The organism is Pseudomonas sp. LAIL14HWK12:I1, assembly GCF_003202095.1.
Taxonomy (GTDB): domain Bacteria; phylum Pseudomonadota; class Gammaproteobacteria; order Pseudomonadales; family Pseudomonadaceae; genus Aquipseudomonas; species Aquipseudomonas monteilii.
The window spans coordinates 327090-347286 of the sequence record NZ_QJKG01000005.1; the positions used below are offsets into that span (position 1 = coordinate 327090).

General features: G+C 63.4%; 15 protein-coding genes and 4 tRNA genes. 8 read left to right on the forward strand and 11 right to left on the reverse strand.

Annotation, left to right across the window (positions count from 1 at the left end):
- Positions 1-80: 80 nt before the first annotated feature.
- Genes D906_RS15475 through D906_RS15485 form a run of 3 tightly spaced genes read left to right on the forward strand, consistent with a single transcriptional unit; the run spans position 81 to position 2543 of the window.
- A complete protein-coding gene (locus D906_RS15475) occupies positions 81-791 on the forward strand; it encodes a fumarylacetoacetate hydrolase family protein (protein ID WP_016715505.1) in 711 nt (236 codons plus the stop codon).
- An 18-nt stretch (positions 792-809) separates the two neighbouring features.
- Positions 810-1568 carry an SDR family oxidoreductase gene (locus tag D906_RS15480; RefSeq protein ID WP_016715504.1) on the forward strand — a complete coding sequence of 253 codons (759 nt, stop codon included), beginning with the start codon at positions 810-812 and terminating at the stop codon, positions 1566-1568.
- Between the two features lie 24 nt (positions 1569-1592).
- Positions 1593-2543 (forward strand): 2-hydroxyacid dehydrogenase, encoded by a 951-nt coding sequence (locus D906_RS15485; RefSeq protein ID WP_016715503.1) that lies wholly within the window; start codon positions 1593-1595, stop codon positions 2541-2543.
- Positions 2544-2608: 65 nt separating this feature from the next.
- Here D906_RS15485 and nirD read toward each other — a convergent pair whose 3' ends face one another.
- From nirD to D906_RS15500, 3 genes are all read right to left on the reverse strand, one after another.
- Entirely contained in the window at positions 2609-2971 is a 363-nt protein-coding gene (gene nirD, locus D906_RS15490; protein ID WP_025754898.1) for a nitrite reductase small subunit NirD, read from the reverse strand.
- Positions 2971-5523, reverse strand: coding sequence for a nitrite reductase large subunit NirB (gene nirB / locus D906_RS15495; RefSeq protein WP_027609470.1), 2553 nt, complete (start codon positions 5521-5523; stop codon positions 2971-2973). The genes nirD and nirB overlap by 1 nt, the downstream gene beginning before the upstream one ends.
- A 304-nt stretch (positions 5524-5827) precedes the next feature.
- The gene (locus tag D906_RS15500; protein WP_027615903.1) at positions 5828-9844 is read right to left on the reverse strand and encodes a bifunctional nitrate reductase/sulfite reductase flavoprotein subunit alpha; all 4017 of its coding nucleotides are present in this window, start codon (positions 9842-9844) and stop codon (positions 5828-5830) included.
- 342 nt (positions 9845-10186) lie between these two features.
- Here D906_RS15500 and map point away from each other — a divergent pair, with 342 nt between their 5' ends.
- Positions 10187-10957, forward strand: a complete 771-nt coding sequence (map, locus tag D906_RS15505; protein ID WP_027615904.1) for a type I methionyl aminopeptidase — start codon at positions 10187-10189, stop codon at positions 10955-10957.
- An 87-nt stretch (positions 10958-11044) separates the two neighbouring features.
- On the opposite strand, the gene D906_RS15510 is transcribed toward map, so the two are convergent.
- The 4 genes from D906_RS15510 to D906_RS15525 form a co-directional block, all read right to left on the reverse strand.
- Positions 11045-11121, reverse strand: a tRNA-Asp gene (locus D906_RS15510).
- 13 nt (positions 11122-11134) lie between these two features.
- Positions 11135-11210 (reverse strand) — tRNA-Val (locus D906_RS15515).
- Between the two features lie 170 nt (positions 11211-11380).
- A tRNA-Asp gene (locus D906_RS15520) sits at positions 11381-11457 on the reverse strand.
- 13 nt (positions 11458-11470) lie between these two features.
- Positions 11471-11546, reverse strand: a tRNA-Val gene (locus D906_RS15525).
- A 215-nt stretch (positions 11547-11761) separates the two neighbouring features.
- Here D906_RS15525 and rdgC point away from each other — a divergent pair.
- The 3 genes from rdgC (at position 11762) to sugE (ending at position 13815) form a co-directional block, all read left to right on the forward strand.
- Complete coding sequence (gene rdgC / locus D906_RS15530) at positions 11762-12682, forward strand: recombination-associated protein RdgC (RefSeq protein WP_016715497.1); 921 nt, start codon at positions 11762-11764, stop codon at positions 12680-12682.
- Positions 12683-12894: 212 nt separating this feature from the next.
- Positions 12895-13356: a hypothetical protein gene (locus D906_RS15535; RefSeq protein ID WP_019097087.1), complete on the forward strand. Its 462-nt coding sequence runs from the start codon at positions 12895-12897 to the stop codon at positions 13354-13356.
- A 141-nt stretch (positions 13357-13497) separates the two neighbouring features.
- The gene (sugE, locus tag D906_RS15540) at positions 13498-13815 is read left to right on the forward strand and encodes a quaternary ammonium compound efflux SMR transporter SugE (protein ID WP_012270979.1); all 318 of its coding nucleotides are present in this window, start codon (positions 13498-13500) and stop codon (positions 13813-13815) included.
- A gap of 9 nt (positions 13816-13824) precedes the next feature.
- On the opposite strand, the gene D906_RS15545 is transcribed toward sugE, so the two are convergent.
- The 4 genes from D906_RS15545 to D906_RS15560 form a co-directional block, all read right to left on the reverse strand.
- Complete coding sequence (locus D906_RS15545) at positions 13825-15702, reverse strand: 1-acyl-sn-glycerol-3-phosphate acyltransferase (protein WP_019097085.1); 1878 nt, start codon at positions 15700-15702, stop codon at positions 13825-13827.
- A 131-nt stretch (positions 15703-15833) separates the two neighbouring features.
- Entirely contained in the window at positions 15834-16667 is an 834-nt protein-coding gene (locus D906_RS15550; RefSeq protein WP_027615807.1) for an amidohydrolase, read from the reverse strand.
- Between the two features lie 24 nt (positions 16668-16691).
- Positions 16692-17966: an MFS transporter gene (locus tag D906_RS15555; protein ID WP_027615808.1), complete on the reverse strand. Its 1275-nt coding sequence runs from the start codon at positions 17964-17966 to the stop codon at positions 16692-16694.
- A gap of 99 nt (positions 17967-18065) precedes the next feature.
- Complete coding sequence (locus D906_RS15560) at positions 18066-18797, reverse strand: GntR family transcriptional regulator (protein ID WP_019097082.1); 732 nt, start codon at positions 18795-18797, stop codon at positions 18066-18068.
- Between the two features lie 152 nt (positions 18798-18949).
- On the opposite strand from D906_RS15560, the gene D906_RS15565 reads away from it, so the two are divergent.
- Positions 18950-20125 carry an MFS transporter gene (locus D906_RS15565; RefSeq protein ID WP_019097081.1) on the forward strand — a complete coding sequence of 392 codons (1176 nt, stop codon included), beginning with the start codon at positions 18950-18952 and terminating at the stop codon, positions 20123-20125.
- Positions 20126-20197 lie beyond the last annotated feature (72 nt).

Below are 20197 nucleotides of genomic sequence, written 5' to 3' on the forward strand. Positions count from 1 at the left end.
CCAATCCTTCCCCGCTTTCGTCCAACTTTGCCAGCCAGGCACTGGCTACGCTGGCCACTCCAGCACGGAGGATTCACCCCATGAGTTACCTGTTCAACCCGCCGGCCATCATCAGCCTGTCCATTCGCGGCAGCGATACGCGTTTCCCGGTTGGCCGCGTGTTCTGCCTGGGCCGCAACTATCCCTGGCCGGAGTCCTACGGGCCAGCACCGCAGGAGCCTGTGTTCTTCATGAAGCCGGCGAGCAACGTGGTCGAGGCACAAGGTGAGCTGCCGTTCCCCCCACAGACCGAGGAGTTCTGCCACGAGATCGAGCTCGTGGTGGCCATTGCCAAAGGGGGGGCGGATATCGCCCCGCAGGAGGCGATGGAACATGTATTCGGGTTTGCTGCCGGGCTTGACCTGACCCGCCGTGATCATCAGCGCAAGGCCAAGGCCGAAGGCCTGCCGTGGGAAAGCGCCAAGGTTTTCGAGGCCTCGGCCCCCATGACCGCTATCGCGCCTGCCAGCGAACTCCCTTGGCCCCTGCCAGCCTCGCTGTGGCTACAGGTGAACGGCCAGGAACGCCAACGCGCACACCTTAGCCAGCAGACCTGGCCGGTGGCCGAGGTCATCAGCCGACTGTCCCGCCAGCTGCCGTTGCGCCCAGGTGACCTGATCATGACCGGTAGCCCGCCCGGCGTAGCCCCTTTAAACCCGGGTGACACCCTGCATGCCGGCATCGATGGCATCGGCGAACTGCACATGCGCGTAGGCCCCCGCCCTGCCGGGCAAGCCGCTGACGCGGCCTGAAACCCCAGGAGTATTCACATGAGCCAACATAAGAAAATTGCACTGGTCACTGGCGCAGGCAGCGGCATCGGCCGCGCCGTCGCCCTCGCCCTGCTGGAAGATGGCTTCAGCCTGGTCCTTGCCGGGCGCCGTATAGAGCCACTGCAAGCGGTGGTCGAACAAATACAGGCAGCGGGCGGTGAAGCCCTGGCCGTAGCCACTGACGTGCGTGACGAACAGAGCGTCGCGCAACTGTTCGCCACCATCGAGGAGGTGCATGGCCGCCTCGACGTCATCTTCAACAACGCCGGCATCAACGCCCCCGCCGTGCCGGTCGACGAGCTGCCGCTGGAGAACTGGCGCAACGTCATCGCCACCAACGTGGATGGCGTGTTTCTCTGTGCCCGCGCAGCGTTCGGCCTGATGCGCCGCCAGCAGCCGCAAGGCGGGCGGATCATCAACAACGGCTCGATCTCGGCACACACCCCGCGCCCGTTCACCGCGCCCTACACGGCCAGCAAGCATGCGGTGCTGGGCCTGACCAAAGCCCTCGCGCTGGATGGCCGGCCTTACAACATCGTGTGCAGCCAGGTGGACATCGGCAATGCCCTGACCGAGCTGTCCGAGCGCATGACCCGTGGCGTGCGCCAGGCCAATGGCGAAATCGCCGCCGAACCGATGCTCGATGTGCGCCATGTAGCCGACGCGGTGCGCTACATCGCCGCGCTACCGCTGGACGCCAACGTACTGAACATGACCGTGATGGCCAGCAACATGCCGTTCGTTGGCCGTGGCTGATCCTTGTTCCTGATGGAGTGACCGATGAAACCCGAAGTCCTGCAACTTAGCCCGATCCTCATCCCGCAAATCCGTGAGCGCCTGGAACAGCTGTTCACCGTACACCGTTACTACGAACAGGCCGACAAGGATGCCTATGTCAGCCAGCATGCCAACAACATTCGCGGCGTGATCACCGGTGGCCACACCGGTATCAGCCAGGCACTGATGGCGCGCTTGCCCAACGTCGAAGTGATCGCGGTCAATGGCGTCGGCACCGACGCGATAGACCTGGCCTATGCCCGAGATCGCGGCATCCAGGTAACGGCGACCATCGGCGCCCTCACCGAGGACGTCGCCGACCTCGCCATCGGCCTGCTGATCGGCTTGTGCCGGGGTATCTGCACCGGTGACCGTTTCGTACGCGCCGGCCATTGGGCCACCAGTGCCACGCCGCTGGCACCGTTGCCACTGGCCCGGCAGGTGTCGGGCATGCGTGTGGGCATCGTCGGTATGGGCAGGGTCGGTCGCGCAGTGGCGCAGCGGGCGGCGGCGTTTGGTTGCCCGATTCGCTACACCGACCTGCAGGCGCTGGATGTGCCTTACGGGTTCGAGGCAGATTTGCTGCAGTTGGCCAGGGACAGCGATGCACTGATTCTCGCGGCGGCGGCCGACAAGGGCGAGGCGCTAATCAATCGTGAAGTGCTGCAGGCGTTGGGCGCCGAGGGGTATCTGATCAACATCGCGCGCGGCAAGCTGGTGGATGAGCCCGCGTTGATCGCAGCGCTGGAGGCCGGTGAAATCGCTGGCGCGGCGCTGGATGTGTTTGCCGATGAGCCCCGCGCGCCCGAGGCGTTGTTCGGCCGTGAAGATGTGGTGCTGCAGCCACATCGGGCCAGCGCCACGGTGCAGACGCGCACGCGCATGGGCGAGATGGTGGTGGCCAGCCTGGTAGATGTGTTTGCCGGGCGCACGCCGCAGGGGTTGGTTATCTGAGCCGCCTGTTCCGGCCTCTTCGCGGGCACGCCCGCGAAAGGGCCCGAACAGGCAGCAGATGATTATCAGGCTACAGCCAACTCCACAGCCCCATCCTTCAACCGCACCGGCCACACCCGCAGCTGCTGCCCGGCATCCTCCAGGCACACCCCGCTCTGCAAGCTGAAATGCTGCTTGTACAACGGCGCCGCCACCACCAGTTCGCCCTGCACACTGCCCACCAGCCCGCGGCCAATGATGTTGGCGCCAGAACGCGGGTCGCGGTTGTCTACCGCATATAGCGGCTGGGCCTGCCCCGGCAGGTAGAACAGCGCCACCTGCGCCCCGTCCAGCCATACCACTACCCCGGAATCGGCCACCAGGTCTTGCGCCTGGCACACCGCCTGCCAGTGCTCGCAGGTTTTTACAGCAACATTGGACAGGTTCATCAGACAGCCTCCTCGACAGTAGGGATCAGGTGCAGCGGCGCAGCCGGCCGGCGTTGTTCGCGTTCGCGTACGAAGTGCACGTCCGGGTCGGCGCGCTGGTCGTTGACAAAGGTGCGGAAGCGCTTGAGCTTTTCCGGGTCGTTGAGGGCGTTGGCCCATTCGCATTCGTACTGGTCCACCACATGCTGCATCTGCGCTTCCAGTTCGCCAGCCAAGCCCAGGCTGTCTTCGATGACCACCTGTTTCAGGTAATCCAGCCCGCCCTCCAGGTTCTCGCGCCACACCGAAGTGCGCTGCAGCTTGTCGGCCGTGCGGATGTAGAACATCAGCACGCGGTCGATCAGGCGTACCAGGGTTTCGTCGTCCAGGTCGGTAGCGAACAGCTCGGCATGCCGTGGGCGCATGCCGCCGTTGCCGCACACGTACAGGTTCCAGCCTTTGTCGGTGGCGATCACGCCGATGTCCTTGCTTTGCGCCTCGGCGCATTCGCGGGTGCAGCCCGATACCGCGAACTTGAGCTTGTGCGGGCTGCGCAACCCCTTGTAGCGGTCTTCCAGGCGCAGGGCCATGCCGACACTGTCCTGCACACCGTAGCGGCACCAGGTGCTGCCGACGCACGACTTCACCGTGCGGGTCGACTTGCCATAGGCGTGGCCGGTTTCGAAGCCGGCCTCGATCAGCTCCCCCCAGATCAGCGGCAGTTCGTGCAGCTGGGCGCCGAACAGGTCGATGCGCTGGCCGCCGGTGATCTTGGTGTACAGGTCGTACTTCTTGGCCACCTGGCCAATGACGATGAGCTTGTCAGGGGTGATTTCACCGCCAGGGATACGTGGCACTACCGAGTAGGTGCCGTTCTTCTGCATATTGGCCATGAAGGTGTCGTTGGTGTCCTGCAGTGGCACCAGCGCCGGGTCCATGATCGGCTGGTTCCAGCACGACGCGAGGATGTTGCCCACTGCCGGCTTGCAGATGTCGCAACCCACATGGCCCTTGCCATGGCGTTCGAGCAGTTCGCTGAAGGTGCGGATGCCCTCCACCCGCACCAGCCCGTACAGCTCCTGCCGGGTGTAGGCAAAGTGCTCGCACAGGCTCTTGTCCACCGCGACGCCACGGGCCGTCAGTTCATGCTCGAACACCTGCTTGAGCAAGGCTGCACACCCCCCGCAGCCCGTGGCAGCCTTGGTGCACCCCTTGACTGCGGCAAGGTCGCTGCAACCGCTGTCGATGGCGGCGCACACCGCCCCCTTGCTGACGTTGTGGCAGGAGCAAATGGTCGCGCTGTCCGGCAGTGCATCGGCGCCCAAGGCCGGCGCGCCACCGCCTTGCGGCAGAATCAGCGCGGCCGGGTCGGCCGGCAGGGCGATGCCGTTCTGGGCATATTGCAGCAGGGTGTCGTAGTAACTGTTGTCACCCACCAGCACCGCGCCGAGCACGCGCTTGCCGCTGGCATCCACCACCAGCCGGCGGTAGGCACTGTTGGCTTCGTCGATGAAGCGGTAGCTGCGTGCCCCTGGCGTGGCGCCGTGGGCATCGCCGATCGAGCCGACATCCACGCCCAGCAACTTGAGCTTGGTCGACATGTCGGCACCGGTGAACGCGACCGCCGCCTCCCCCGTCAGCAACGCGGCCAGGTTGCGCGCCATGCTGTAGCCCGGGGCGACCAGGCCGAACACGCTGCCGTTCCACGATGCGCACTCGCCGATGGCAAAGATACGCGGGTCACTGCTGCGGCAGTGGTTGTCGATCACTACCCCGCCACGCGCGGCGATGTCCAGCCCACTGGCGCGGGCCAGGGCATCCTGCGGACGAATACCGGCAGAGAACACGATCAGGTCGGTTTCCAGGTGCTCGCCACCCTCGAAGTTCATGCGGTAGCGATAGGCTTCACCGTCGCTGATCGACTGGGTGGCGCGGGACAGGTGCACGCCCACGCCCAGCGCTTCGATCTGTGCCTTGAGCGCGGCACCGCCCTCGCCGTCCAGTTGCACCGGCATCAAGCGTGGGGCGAACTCAACCACGTGGGCTTCCAGGCCCAACGATTTGAGCGCGTTGGCGGCTTCCAGGCCAAGCAGGCCACCACCAACCACCACGCCACGACGGGCACTGGCGGCGGCGGCCCGGATGCCATCGAGGTCGTCGAGGGTGCGGTAGACCAGGCGGGCGTTGCCGCTGGAGCCTTCGATCGGCGGTACGAAGGGGTACGAACCGGTGGCCAGCACCAGTTGGTCGTAGCTGTACCGGCCTTCGGCGGTAACCACTTCGCAGCGCTCGCGGTCGATTTCCAGCACGCATTCGCCAAGGTGCAGGTGCACGCCGTTGGCGGTGTAGAAATCGGGCTCGCACAGGGCCAGGGTTTCGGCACAGCTGCCGCCGAAGTATTCGGACAGGTGTACGCGGTCGTAGGCGCGTTGGCGCTCTTCGCCGAACACATGCAGTTCGAAGCGCTCGTGGGCGCCGCGGCTGACCAGTTGCTCGACGCAATGGTGGCCGACCATGCCATTGCCGACGATGACCAGTCGCTCTCGTTGCCCGCTGCTCGCTGTTGCCTTCATAAGCCGATCCTCGATCAAAAAAAAAGCGCCTGGAGCCGAAGCTCCAGGCGCCTTTGCCTGTATTCATCACGGTAGGTGGCCCGGGTTGATCGCCGTTGATCAGTGGGCTTTGTTGTAGCTTGGGTAAAGCAGGGAGTGTGCCAATTGCGTTACCTGTACCGGCCTCTTCGCGGGCAAGCCCGCTCCCACAGGGATCTCCACAGGTCTGCAGACTTGCACATTACCTGTGGGGTGGGTTTACCCGCGAAGAGGCCGCCACAGGCAATGCACATTCAAGGTGCAACGCTCCCCATCCTGGAGCACTTCAGTAAACATCCCGCCGATACCGCTTGGCCTTGCTCAAGGCCTCCATGTAGGTATCCGCATCCACGCCACCATGCTCGGCAATGATTTCACGCAACGCCGCATCTACATCCTTGGCCATGCGCTGGGCATCACCACACACGTAGAAGTACGCCCCCGCCTCCAGCCATTGCCACAGCTGCGCGCCCTGTTCGAGCATGCGCTGCTGCACATAGATTTTCTTGGCCTGGTCACGGGAAAACGCGGTATCCAGCCGCAGATGACCGCTTGCCTGCCAAGCCTGCAACTGCTCCTGATAATAGAAATCGGTCGCCGCATACTGCTCACCAAAGAACAGCCAGTTGCCCCCTTTCGCGCCCCGCGCTTCTCGCTCCTCCAGAAACGCACGAAACGGTGCAATGCCAGTCCCAGGGCCAACCATGATCACCGGCACGCTGTCATCCTCGGGTAGCCGGAAGTGCTTCGACACCTGTGGGAAGATGGCCACTTTCAGCGCCTGGGCACGGTCGGCCAGAAAGCTGGAACACACGCCTTTACGCTCGCCATAGCGCACGGTGGAAACGGTCAGGTGCACCTGATCCGGATGCGCCAATGGGCTGGAGCTGATCGAGTAAAGCCGTGGCTGCAACGGTTTGAGCAGGTCGAGCCAACTGGCCAGCGGCAGTTTTTGAGGGAAAGCACGCAGCACATCGACCAGCTGTCGGCCCCACAGCCAGTCCTGCAGCTCGGCTTTGCACTCGGGCTGTAACAGGCGCTGCAGGTCCGGGGCACTGCCGGCAAAGGCCTGCAGTTGTTGCGGGGTCACCTTGGCAATCTCCAGATGCGCTTGCAGGGCTTCGGCCAGTGGCATGGCAGGCTGGCCTTTCAACTCGACCATGGCCTTGCCATCGAGCTGCGTCAGCGCCAGCAGTTCATCGACCAGCGTCGGGCAATTGCGCGGCCATACGCCCAGGGCATCACCAGCTGCATAGCTGAAGCCGCTGCCGCTCAGGTCGAACACCAGTTGCCGGGTTTCCTTGCTTGCACCGGGCCCATTGAGCAGGCGGTTTTCCACCAAGGCGGCGGCCCAGGGTTGCTGCTTGCCATAGATCGTGACCGGCGCAGGCTCATTGACCGGTTGTGGTGTGGCAGCAGTGCCCAGCGAGGGCAGCAGCGCTTCGAGCCAGCCGCAGAACGCTTCGTCAAAGTCGGGCTCGCAGTCCACCCGCTGCAACAAGCGCCGCCCACCCAGCTCAGCCAGGCGCTGGTCGAGTTTGCGGCCAAAACCGCAGAACTGGTCGTAACTTGAGTCACCCAAGGCCAGCACGGCATAGGGGAGCTCGGCGCAGAGGGTGCCCTCTTCGCCCTGCAATGCCTGCCAGAATGCCCTGGCGCTGTCTGGCGCGTCGCCATCGCCAAAGGTGCTGGCGATCAGCAGCACGCTGGCGGCGCCTTGTAGCTGGCGCGGGCTAACGGCTTCCATGCAACTGAGCTGCACCTCCAGACCGGCACCGCGCAAGCGTTGGGCACAGCGCTCGGCCAACAGTTCGCCGTTACCGGTCTGCGAGGCCCACAGCACTTGATGCCGTGGCGCCGGCAACGCCGCAGCGGGCAATGCCGCAGGCTGGGCAAACAGACCGGCCAGCAAGCCGTCGACGAACAGCCGACGGCTGGCGGCCAGCGGTGCATTGGCCGGCAGGCTGGGTACGCCTTCGGCACGGCTTTGGTCCAGGCCCAGCAGAAAGCCTTGCAGGTAATGGCGCTCTTCTTCTGCCAACACCGGGGCTGGCAGGGTGTCCAGGCCAAGCAGACGAGACAGGGTGGCAGTTGGCATTCGGGCTGACTCCGCAATGGCAGTGTTCAGTTCAAGGGTATCGATGCGTTCGCCTGCGACCCGCTCCAGGGCCACGGCGCAGTGTTTGAACGCGGGTTGCAGCGACAGCGGGTCAACCGCATCGCAGGTGACGGCATTGATTGCCAGTTGCTCACCGACCACATCGTTCCAGTGGAACGGTGCGAAGCAGTTGCCTGGCATGACCCGGTCGCTGATGCGTGCGGGTAGCACGGCCTGGCCACGGCGCGAACGAATGGCCACCTGGTCTTTCTCGGTAACGCCCAGCCTGGCGGCATCTTCGGGGTGAATTTCGACGAAAGGGCCGGGCTCCAGCTTGCTCAATGCCGGCACCTTGCCGGTCTTGGTCAGGGTGTGCCACTGGTGCTGCACACGGCCGGTATTCAGCACCATGGGGTAGTCGTCATTCGGCAACTCCGGTGCCGGCAACCAAGGCCGGGCGAAGAAACGGGCTTTGCCACTGGCGGTCGGGAAGGCCAACGCCGGGCGCTGGCCCTGGGCATCGTGCAGCAGCACCTGGCTGCTGCCGTCATTCAGGTAGCGCAACGGGCTGCGGTCGCTGTCACGGCCAGGCGCGCAAGGCCACTGGCGAGGTTGCCCACGCAGTTCGGCATAACCGATGCCGCGCAGATCGTACCCGGTGGCAGGGTTATGGAAGCGACGGATTTCCTCGTACACCGCTTCGGCATCGGCGTAATCGAAGGCGTCGGCATAACCCATGGCGCAAGCCACACGGGCAATGATCTGCCAGTCCGGCAAGCTCTGCCCTGGCGGCTCGACGGCGCGCGGCATCAGGGTAAGGTTGCGCTCGCTGTTGATCATCACACCCTCGCCTTCGGCCCACAGCGCGGCCGGTAGCAGAATGTCGGCGTAGCGATTGGTTTCGGTGTCGAGGAAAGCGTCCTGAGTAATCACCAGCTCGGCCTGATGCAGGCCGTCGATCACTTGCTGGCGGTTGGCGACACTGGCCACGGGGTTGCTGCAGATGATCCAGCAAGCCTTCACTTCACCGGCTTTCATCTGTTCGAACAGCGCCACCGTGCCCTCGCCGCCTTCGCGGCGCAGGCTGCCAGGTGCCAGTTGCCATTGCTGTTCGACAAAGGCACGGTCGGCTTCCACCAGCGCCGAGCGCTGGCCTGGCAAGCCGTGCCCCATGTAGCCCATCTCACGGCCGCCCATGGCGTTGGGCTGACCGGTCAGCGAGAACGGCCCGCTGCCGGGGCGGCAGATGGCGCCGGTGGCCAGGTGCAGGTTGCAGATCGCATTGGTGTGCCAGGTGCCGTGGATGCTCTGGTTCAGGCCCATGGTCCAGCAGCTCATCCAGTTGCTGGCACCGCCGATCCATTCGGCGGCCTTGATGATGTCGGCCTCGGCCAACCCGGTGATGGCGGCCACCCGCTCAGGGCTGTAGTCATCGAGGAAGGCTGGCAGTTCGTCCCAACCTTCGGTGAAGCGGGCGATGAAGCCAGGGTTGGTGTGGCCGTTACGGTGTAGCAGATGCAACAGGCCGTTGAGCAAGGCCATATCGCTGCCGGGGCGTACCTGCAGGAACAGGTCGGCCTTGTCGGCGGTGGCGCTGCGCCGTGGGTCGACCACAATCAGCTTCGCACCGGCCTTGATCCGGTCGAGCAAACGCAGGAACAGGATCGGGTGGCAGTCGGCCATGTTGGCGCCAATCACCAGGAATACGTCGGCGTGCTCGAAATCCTGGTAACTGCCGGGTGGGCCATCGGCGCCAAGCGACAGCTTGTAGCCACTGCCGGCGCTGGCCATGCACAAGCGCGAGTTGGACTCGATGTGGCGGGTGCGGATAAAGCCCTTGGCCAGTTTGTTGGCCAGGTACTGGGCTTCCAGCGACATCTGCCCGGACACATACAGCGCGACGGCATCGGGGCCGTGCTGGTCGACGATGCCACGCAGGCGTGCGGCTGTTTCGGCGATGGCCTGATCGATACCGGTGCGCGCCGGCTGCTGGTTTCGCTGCTGCCGTACATAGGCGTCTTCCATGCGCCCGGCGGCGGTCAGCGGCAGGTGCGCAGTGAGACCCTTGGTGCACAGACGGCCGAAGTTGCCGGGGTGTTGCTTGTCGCCGCTGACCTTGCTGACCTTGCCGTCGGCAACGCTCATGACGATGCCGCAGCCGACGCCACAATAGGGGCAAACGCTGCGTACTGCGGTGTTGGCCATGGGCGGGCTCCTGTAGGGAACGCAAAAAGGCGCCGGCTGCCCCGGCTTGCTGATGCAAGCGAGGGGCAACACGGCGCCTTTGTCGTGAGGTTTTGTGGGCTGTCGACGTTGATGGCCCTGGATGAGGAGTAAGTCAGCAATTAATGGGCCAGATGTACCGGCCCTTTCGCGGGCACGCCCGCCCCACAGGGATATCGCAAAGCCTGAGGGCGGTGCCGCACCTGTGGGAGCGGGCGTGACCGCGAAGAAGCCGCCACAGGTTTCGCACCACACGGTGGCAACCCGGGGTCCCCTGGCGCTATGCTGGGGCACATTCCAGCATGAGCAACCGCCCTCCCCCCCATGTCCCAAGTGATCCTCAAGACCCCCACCCAACTCGACCTGATGCGCCGCGCCGGCCAATTGCTGGCCCAGGTGTTCGCCGAACTCGACAGCTTCATCCGCCCCGGCATCACGACGATGCAAATCAACGACCGCGCCGAGGCGTTCATCGTCGACACACTCAAGGCCCGGCCTGCGAGCAAGGGCCAGTACGGCTTCCCCTATTCGCTGAATACCTCGGTGGACCACGTGGTGTGCCACGGCATACCCAAGGTCGATGAAGTGTTGAAGGAAGGCTCGATCGTCAACGTCGACATCACCCTGGAGCAAGGCGGCTACATCGCCGACTCGTCGAAGATGTACTGCATCGGGAAAATCAGCGATGAAGCCCGGCGCCTGGTCGACACTACCTACGATGCGCTGTGGAAAGGCATCGAACAGGTGCGCCCCGGGGCCACGCTGGGCGATATCGGCCATGCCATCCAGGCCCATGCCGAGGCAGCGGGCTACAGCGTGGTGCGCGAATATTGCGGGCACGGTATTGGCCAGCAGATGCATGAAGCGCCGGAAGTGTTGCACATCGGCCAGCGTGGCATGGGCATGCAGCTCAAGCCGGGAATGGTGTTTACCATCGAGCCGATGATCAATCAGGGTGGACGTGGCACCCGGGCGCTGAAGGATGGCTGGACGGTAATTACGCGTGACCACAGCCTGTCAGCGCAGTGGGAGCATACGGTAGCGGTGACTGAAGAAGGGTTTGAGGTGCTGACGCTGCGGGAGGAAGAACACTGACACCTGAAACTCAGACACAAAAAAAGCGACCCTAAGGTCGCTTTCTTTGTTACTTCCGGGTGTTCAGTGGGCCCTGGAAGTGGAATATGGCGCAGCGGACGGGACTCGAACCCGCGACCCCCGGCGTGACAGGCCGGTATTCTAACCGACTGAACTACCGCTGCGCTATACATCGAGTGGTGGGTGATGACGGGATCGAACCGCCGACCCTCTGCTTGTAAGGCAGATGCTCTCCCGGCTGAGCTAATCACCCATGTCTCTCGGTGTGGCGCGCATTCTACGGGCGACTTGCAGCTCTGGCAAGCACTTATCGCAGTTTTTTTAAACTTTGATCAAACATCAAATTCCAGGCACAAAAAAAGCGACCCTAAGGTCGCTTTCTCTGTTACTTCCGGGTGTTCAGTGGGCCCTGGAAGTGGAATATGGCGCAGCGGACGGGACTCGAACCCGCGACCCCCGGCGTGACAGGCCGGTATTCTAACCGACTGAACTACCGCTGCGCTATACATCGAGTGGTGGGTGATGACGGGATCGAACCGCCGACCCTCTGCTTGTAAGGCAGATGCTCTCCCGGCTGAGCTAATCACCCTTCGTCTCGGTGTGGCGCGCATTCTACGGACGGCCCTGCACCCTGGCAAGCACTTTTTAAACTTTCTTCAAAAAAAACTTCATGCCTTTCAAAGACCTAGCGTTGCCGGGTGTTTCTTTGAGGCAGAAGCGGCTGCTGGCCCTGTGACAGGGCTGGCCTCAGATCACCACACGGAGAATAATGCCCGCCTTATGCATTAAGGAGAGTTGCCCCTCATGTGGTTCAAGAACCTGCTGACCTACCGCCTGACCCAGGAAGTCCCGTTCGAGCCTGAAGCGCTGGAAGCCGCCCTGGCCAGCAAGCCGGCCCGCCCCTGCGCCAGCCAGGAGCTGACCACCTATGGTTTCGTCGCGCCGTTCGGCAAAGGCGAAGACGCTCCCCTGGTGCATGTCAGCGGCGAGTACCTGCTGATTGCCGCGCGCAAGGAAGAACGCATCCTGCCGAGCAGCGTGGTCAACGACGCGGTCAAGGAAAAGGTCGAAGAGATCGAGACCGAGCAGATGCGCAAGGTCTATAAAAAGGAGCGCGACCAGATCAAGGACGAGATCATCCAGGCCTTCCTGCCGCGCGCGTTCATCCGCCGTTCGATGATCTTCGCTGCCATCGCCCCGCGCCAGGGCGTGATCCTGGTGAACTCGGCCAGCGCCAAACGTGCCGAAGACCTGCTGTCGACCCTGCGTGAAGTGATGGGCTCGCTGCCGGTACGCCCGGCCACCGTAAAAATTGCACCGGTTGCCACCATGACCGACTGGGTCAAGTCGCAGCAGGCCGCCGAAGGCTTCTATGTGCTGGACGAGTGCGAACTGCGCGACACCGCCGAAGACGGCGGTATCGTGCGCTGCAAACGCCAGGACCTGACCGGCGAGGAAATCCAGCTGCACCTGAGCACCGGCAAAGTGGTGACCCAGCTGGCCTTGGCCTGGCAGGACAAGCTGTCGTTCATCCTGGACGACAAGATGGTGATCAAGCGCCTGAAGTTCGAAGAGCTGCTGCAGGAGCAGGCCGAGCAGGATGGTGGTGATGAGGCAGCGCAGCAGTTCGATGCCAGCTTCCAGCTGATGATGATGACCTTTGCCGAGTTCCTGCCGGTGCTGTTCGAGGCGCTGGGTGGGGAGGAGATTCCGCAAGGCGTCTGATGTGTCTTGAAATGCCGGTGCTGGCCTGAATGACATGTTTCTGCCCGCACCCGCCTTTCGGCATACGGAGGTTGCCTGACCTTCCGACAACTTGAGCATTCCAGGAAAAGCTTCTGTCTGCGTATCGTTCTGCCATGTAGATACGTTCGGTGTGCGGTGGCGGGCGCCGTTGCCTGCCGTTTAAATCACATGACTGAATGATAGAGATGACAATGGATGACTCCAGGCTAGACACCTCGAAAACTTTCACTGGCGATATTTACCTGGAAGAGGATGGAAAAAGACGCCCCATACGCATCGACGACAGTGGCTGGTTACGCATCATGGATGCGCAGGTGCTGCCGGTGACATTATGGTTCGGTTGCTATCAAGAGGATGATGGCGACATCTATATCATCAAAGAGTTTACCAACGGCGGGAGCAAGTCTGATCGCGTCCTGAGTCTGAACGATGATGGCCGGTTGGGACTTTACTCCGGATCGAGCCGCCCTTGGCGAATCCGTAGGCAGGATGGGGAAGTTCTGGTACCGCGCTCTACACCTGAAGCGGCTATAACAGTGTCAACCAAGGGTGGTCGGGTGTGGACAGCGAACAACAGCCAGTGCAAGGCCGCCAAAGGTGCCGGTAGCCACTTTGTTGTGCATATCCATAAAGTGGGCGTGTACCGATTCTGATCGGCTAGCGCTTACGCTTAACTGGAACTTGCCTGGCGGGGAACGGTTGGGCACCATGGCGTCACTGTGAGGACGACCTCACGACGCACCGCGTGACCATTCCGGGGACGGCCCCATCATTCAAACGATGGAGACACACCTATGTCCTGGATCATCCTGTTCTTCGCCGGCCTGTTCGAGGTCGGCTGGGCCGTTGGCCTGAAATACACCGACGGCTTCAGCAAGCCGATTCCCACCGTGCTTACTGTTGGCGCCATGGTCATCAGCCTGGGCCTGCTGGGCCTGGCCATGAAAGAGCTGCCGCTTGGCACCGCCTATGCCATCTGGACCGGCGTGGGTGCCGTCGGCACGGTGATCGCCGGCATCATCCTGTTCGGCGAATCCATGGCCCTGGTACGGCTGGTCAGCGTGGCGCTGATCGTCTGCGGCCTGGTCGGCCTCAAAGTCAGCGCCAGCTAACCCTCCCCCCTAACGCAGGTTGCCGCGCAAGCGGCTGACCTGCTCGCGCAAGGTTTCTGGCCGCGCTGCCTCCACCGGGATGGCGGCGCCGGCCACGATGGTCACCCGCGACCAGAGGCGCTTGAAAAAGCCCTTGGCCGGGTCGCGGCTGAAGAAGCTGCCCCACAGCCCCTGCAAGGCCAGCGGAATCACCGGCACCGGCGTTTCTTCCAAAATGCGGTTCACGCCGCCCTTGAACACATCGATCTCACCATCGCCGGTCAGCTTGCCTTCCGGGAAGATGCACACCAGCTCGCCGTCGGCCAGGTACTCGGCAATGCGCGCGAAGGCCCGCTCATAGGTGGCCAGGTCTTCGTTACGCCCGGCGATCGGGATGGCGCCAGCGGTGCGGAACACGAAGTTGAGCACCGGCAGGTTGTAGATCTTGTAGTACATGACAAAGCGGATCGGCCGGCGGATCGCCCCGCCCAGCAGCAGCGCATCGACGAACGACACGTGGTTGCACACCAGCAGCGCCGCACCTTCATCGGGGATGCGCTCCAGGTCGCGATGCTGCACGCGGTACATCGAATGGCTGAGCAGCCAGATCAGGAAACGCATGGTGAACTCGGGCACGATCCTGAAGATATAGGCGTTGACCGCGATGTTGAGCAGCGACACCACCAGGAACAGCTGCGGGATGGTGAAGCCCGCCAGCCCCAGCAGGATGATGGTGAGCACCGCCGACACCACCATGAACAATGCATTGAGGATGTTGTTGGCCGCGATCACCCGCGCGCGCTGATCCTCGGCCGTGCGGGCCTGGATCAAGGCATACAGCGGCACGATGTAGAAGCCGCCGAACACGCCCAGGCCAACGATCGACAGCAGGATCCACCAGGCCTGCCCCATGCCCAGCAGCGTCAGCCAGTCGTGCGGGACCGCTGCAGCAGGCACATCGCCGGAATGCCACCACCACAGCAGGCCGAACAGGGTCAGGCCGAACGAGCCGAACGGCACCAGGCCGATTTCCACTTTGCGCCCGCTCAGCCGCTCACACAGCAGCGAGCCCAGGGCAATGCCCACCGAGAACAGTGTCAGCACCAGGGTGACCACCGTGCCGTCACCGTGCAGCCAGTCCTTGGCGTAGGCCGGAATCTGCGTAAGGTAGATGGCCCCGACGAACCAGAACCACGAGTTGCCGACGATCGAGCGCGACACGGCCGGCGGCTGGCCCAGGCCCATGCGCAGGATCGCCCACGACTGCTTGAAGATGTTCCAGTCCAGCGGCATGCTCGGCGAAGCGGCAGCGGCCCGCGGGATCCAGCGGCTGGCCAGGTAACCGAGCACTGCGGTGCCGACCACGCCACCCGCCACCACCGTGGCGTAGCTGTCGGCCGACATCATCACCCCGGCGCCGATAGTGCCGGCGAGAATGGCCAGAAAGGTGCCGGTTTCCACCAGCCCGTTGCCGCCGACCAACTCTTCTTCGCGCAGGGCCTGCGGCAGAATCGAGTACTTCACCGGGCCGAACAGCGCCGAGTGAGTGCCCATGCCAAACAGGGCCACCAGCATCAGCGTCAGGTGGTTGGTGATAAAGCCCAGCGCACCGATCGCCATGATCACGATCTCGGCCAGCTTGATCGCACGGATCAACGCGTCCTTGGCGAATTTCTCACCAAACTGCCCACCCAGTGCCGAGAACAGGAAGAACGGCAGGATGAACAGCAAGGCGCACAGGTTGACCCAGATCGAACGGTCACCGTCGCCCAGGCTGAGCTTGAACAGGATCGCCAGGATCAGCGACTGCTTGAACAGGTTGTCGTTGAATGCACCCAGTGACTGAGTGATGAAAAACGGCAGGAAGCGCCGCTTGCCGAGCAAGGTGAATTGCGAGGAGTGACTCATCGTCCTTGGTCCTGAGGGCTTTTCAATTGGAGGCGCGCCGGGCGCGTCAGGCCACAAATCTGCATGGGAAATGCGTGCACTGGCAAGCACCTTCACGCCCACAATGACCAGGTCGCCTCAGAAACAGCCCATCATTCGAAGCCGAACAACGCTCGCGCTGTATCCACCAACAGCGCCCGACGCAACTCCGCCGAACACCCCAAGGCCTCAAACTGTTCCAAAGCCGTACTGAAACCCACCGCCGACTCATGCTGGGTATGTGGCCAGTCACTGCCCCACATCAGCCGCTCGGCGCCGTAATGCGCTTCCAGCGCACACAGCGCCTGCCGGGCGAAGGCGAGGTTCTGTTCCGGCGAGCCTTCCAACCGATAAATACCCGATACCTTCACCCATACCTTGCCCCGCCCACCCAGGGTCAGTAACTCGGCAAAACCCGGTTGGCCCAGGCCACGGCGGGCATCAGGCCGGCCGAAATGATCGACCACGATGTCCAGCCCATAAGGCTCAAGCGCCCGCACCAGTGCCGGAATGTCCGCCACGTGGCGATGCAGCTCCAGGTGCCAGCCCTGCTCGCCAATGCGTTCAAGCAAGGGCCGCCACTGGGCACCGGTGAGGTCGGGCAACGCCTGGCCCATGAGGTTCAGCCGCACGCCCTTCACGCCTAGCCGGGCCATCTCATCCAGCCTCTCACGCTCGACGTCCTGCTCCAGCATCACCACCCCGCGCAACTGCCCCGGCACCGTTTGCAGGGCGCTGAGCAGGTAGCGGTTGTCGGTGCCCAGGAAACTGGGCTGAACCAGCACGCCATGGCTGAAACCATGGGCCAGCAGTTGGCCCAGGTAGTCGCCCAGCGGCGCATCGTAGCTGGGCGCGTAACGCCGCTCGCTGGCCAGGTTCAGCCCGCGGCTGAATACGTGGGCGTGGGTGTCGATGGCGGTCAGGTGCAAAGCAGGAGCGTCGGGCATGGTTCTCATACAAACAAGGTGAAGTTACTTGGTGGCAGCGCCAGCCATTTCCGGCGCAGGTGCAGATTCAAGGTTGCGACCACGGGTTTCCGGCAGGCAGAGGGCGGCGATCATCGCCACGCCATAGGCAATGCCGGCGTCGATGCCGATGGCACTGCCCAGCGACATCGACTCACTCATGTGGCCGACCAGGAACGGAAACACCGCTGATAACACACGGCCGAAGTTGTAGCAGAAGCCCACCCCGGCACCGCGCACATCGGCCGGGTACAGTTCGTTGAAGAACGCGCCCAGGCTGGCCGGGATGCCGGCGGCGAAAAAGCCCAAGGGGAAGCCGAGGAACAGCATTTGCGTGTTGGTCAGCGGGAAGAACACATAAGCCTGTACGGTCAGCACACAGCACAGGGCGAACAGCAGAATGTTCTTGCGCCGACCGATGCGGTCGATCAACAGGCCGCTGACCACGCAACCGCACCAGAACGCCAGGATGATCACCGCCAGATAGCCGCCCGAGTTCAGCACCGAGAGGTTGCGTTCGGTCTTGAGGAAGGTCGGCAGCCAGGTCATGACTGCGTGGTAGCCACCGTGGGCACCGAGGCCGAGCAAACCGCCGAGCAGGGTCACGCGCAGCAGTTCCGGGCGGAAGATGCCAGCCATCGATTGCAGGAAGCTGGCGGGGATGGCCTTTTCTTTTTGCAGGCGCTGGAAGCTGTCCGGCTCTGGCACGTTGCGGCGTACCCAGATGATCAGCAGCGCTGGCAAAAGGCCGACGAAGAACATCACCCGCCAGGCGAATTCCTGCGGCACCAGCGAGTAGATCAGCGTGAACAGCGCCACCGCCAGGCCCCAACCCACGGCCCAGGCGCTTTGCACCGTGCCCATGACCTTGCCACGGTATTTCGGGTTGATGGTTTCGGCCATCAGCACCGCGCCAGCCGCCCATTCACCGCCAATGCCGAAGCCTTGCATGGCCTTGACGAACAGCAGCGGGTAGAAGCCGGTGACGAACGCCGAAAGGAAGGTGAAGAAGGAGAACCAGAGAATCATCCATTGCAAGGTACGCACGCGGCCGTAGCGGTCGGACAAGGTGCCACCCAGCCAGCCGCCGATCGCCGAGGTCACCAGGGTCAGGCCGCTGATCAGGCCGGCATCGCCCTTGGTCAGAGAGAAGGCAGCGATCAGCGCGGGGATGGCCAGGCCGAACATCTGCACTTCCAGCGCATCGAGCGACCAACCGCCGAAGCAGGCCCAGAACGTCTTGCGTTCCCGTGAGGTGATCTGGCGATACCAGCTGAACATGATTGTTATCCTTCTTGGTCGTGTGTGTGTTACGGGCAGGCGAAGCCACTGCGCCGTGGCAACGCGGCGCAGACAGGTAAAACGGGTGAAGCGGCCGGCTTAGCGGATATCGATGCGGTAGCGGAAGTGCTGCGCATGGCCGCGCGAGCGGCGCCATTCCAGGGGCTTGCCGGCGTAGTCACGGGCCAGACGCTCGATCACCACCACCGGGCTGTCGGCCGGCAGTTGCAGCAAGCGGCCATGCACTGCGTCGACCGCTTCGGCGGTCAGGGTCTCTTCGGCGTAGGCGACCACCTGGCCGCACAGTGCTTCATAGATCGGGTACAGCAGAGGCCCCTTGCTGTTCAGCTCCACGTCCAGCAATGGCTGGAAGGTCTGGCGCGGCAGCCAGATTTCTTCGGCCAGGACGGGCTGGGCACCCAGCAGACGGGTACGAATGATACGGATCACTTCGGCGCCCACCGCCAGGCCCAAGGCCTCGGCCACCGCCGATGGCGCTGCGAGCGGCTCGATGGACAGGATGCGGCTTTCTGGCACCACACGCTCGCCATTGGCAGCCTCGAAACGGAAGAAGCGGAACAGCGAAGACTGGAACTGCGGGCGGCGGATGAAGGTGCCGCGTCCCTGCTGACGTTCCAGCACGCCTTCGGCGACCAGCACATCGACGGCCTTGCGCACGGTGCCGACCGACATCTCGAATTCGGTGGCCAGGGCCGCTTCGGTCGGGATCGCCTCGCCCGGGCGCCAGCGGTTATTGGCAATCTGCTCGACCATGTGGTCGCGCAATTGTTGGTAGCGGGGCAGTCGAGCATCACCGGTCAATGGGTGCATGGGTCTCGCTCTCGTCTTGTTATCTAAACATATATATGAATTTTGCGAGAGTATTCCCCGCGGGTGGCGGGCTGTCAATCCTCCGCCTGTCGCCAGACACAGTGCCTGGCTTATGCTTGTGGCCGGGAAACCAGAACAACAAGGACGTGGCAATGCTCGCCGCCATCAAACGCTACCCGCACACCGTACGCCTGTTGCTGTTGACCACCTTCACCCTCACCGTCGCCCGTGCCCTCACCCTGCCCTACCTGGTGGTGTACCTGGCCGACAACTTCCAGCTGCCGATCAGCCAGATCGGCTTGCTGATCGGTGGCGCGCTGATCATCGCCTCGCTGCTGAGCCTGTATGGCGGCCACTTGGTCGACACCTTGCGCAACCACACCCTGGTCAGCGCGAGCACCCTGTCGTTCGCCCTGGCCTTCGTCGGTGCGGTCGCCAGCCGTTCGGCGCTGTTGTTTTTCCTGTGCCTGGTTCTGATCAACCTGGCCCTTGCGGTGGTCGACATCGCCGCCAAGGCCGGCTTCTGCGCCCTGCTGCCGGTAGAGCAACGGGCCGAGGTGTTCGCCATCAAGTACACCCTGAGCAACGTTGGTTACGCCGCCGGCCCTTTACTGGGTGTGGCCATGCTGGAACTGAACGACCACATGCCATTCATCGCCTCTGCCCTGCTTGGCCTGGCCATGTGCCTGGCCTATTGGTGCCTGGGCGACCGCAGCCTGCTGGCAAGTGCCGACAAGCCTGCGGCCGGTTTCGGCCAAGTGGCGCTGGGGCTGGCGCGTGACCGCCGGCTGGTGTGTTTCACGTTGGGCGGGGTGTTGAGTGCGGTGGTGTTTGGCCAGTTCACGGCCTACCTCTCGCAGTACCTGGTCGTCACCAGCAGCCCGACCGAGGCGGCGCGCCTGGTCGGCTATCTGGTGACCACCAACGCAATAACGGTGATTGCCCTGCAGTACCTGATTGGCCGGCGTATCAGCCGCCAGCGTCTGATGCCCTGGTTGCTGGCCGGCATGGCCCTGTTCATCGCCGGGCTGCTGGGCTTTGCATCGGCAGGTTCGGTGCTGGCCTGGTGCCTGGCGATGCTGGTGTTCACCCTGGGCGAAATCATCGTGATCCCCGCCGAGTACATGTTCATCGACCTGATTGCGCCGGAGCACTTGCGCGGGGTGTATTACGGCGCACAGAACCTGTCCAACCTGGGGGCGGCACTGGGGCCGGTGATGGTGGGGTTCGCCCTGGTACACCTGTGGCCGGGGGCGATCTTCTACCTGTTGGTATTGTCGGTGATACTGGCGGGGGTGTTTTACGGGTTGGGTACCCGAAAAGATTGATGTGTTGTTTCAGGTCAATCGCGAGCAAGCTCACGCCTACAACCATCGTCTGCGCTGACGAAGCGGCACCTG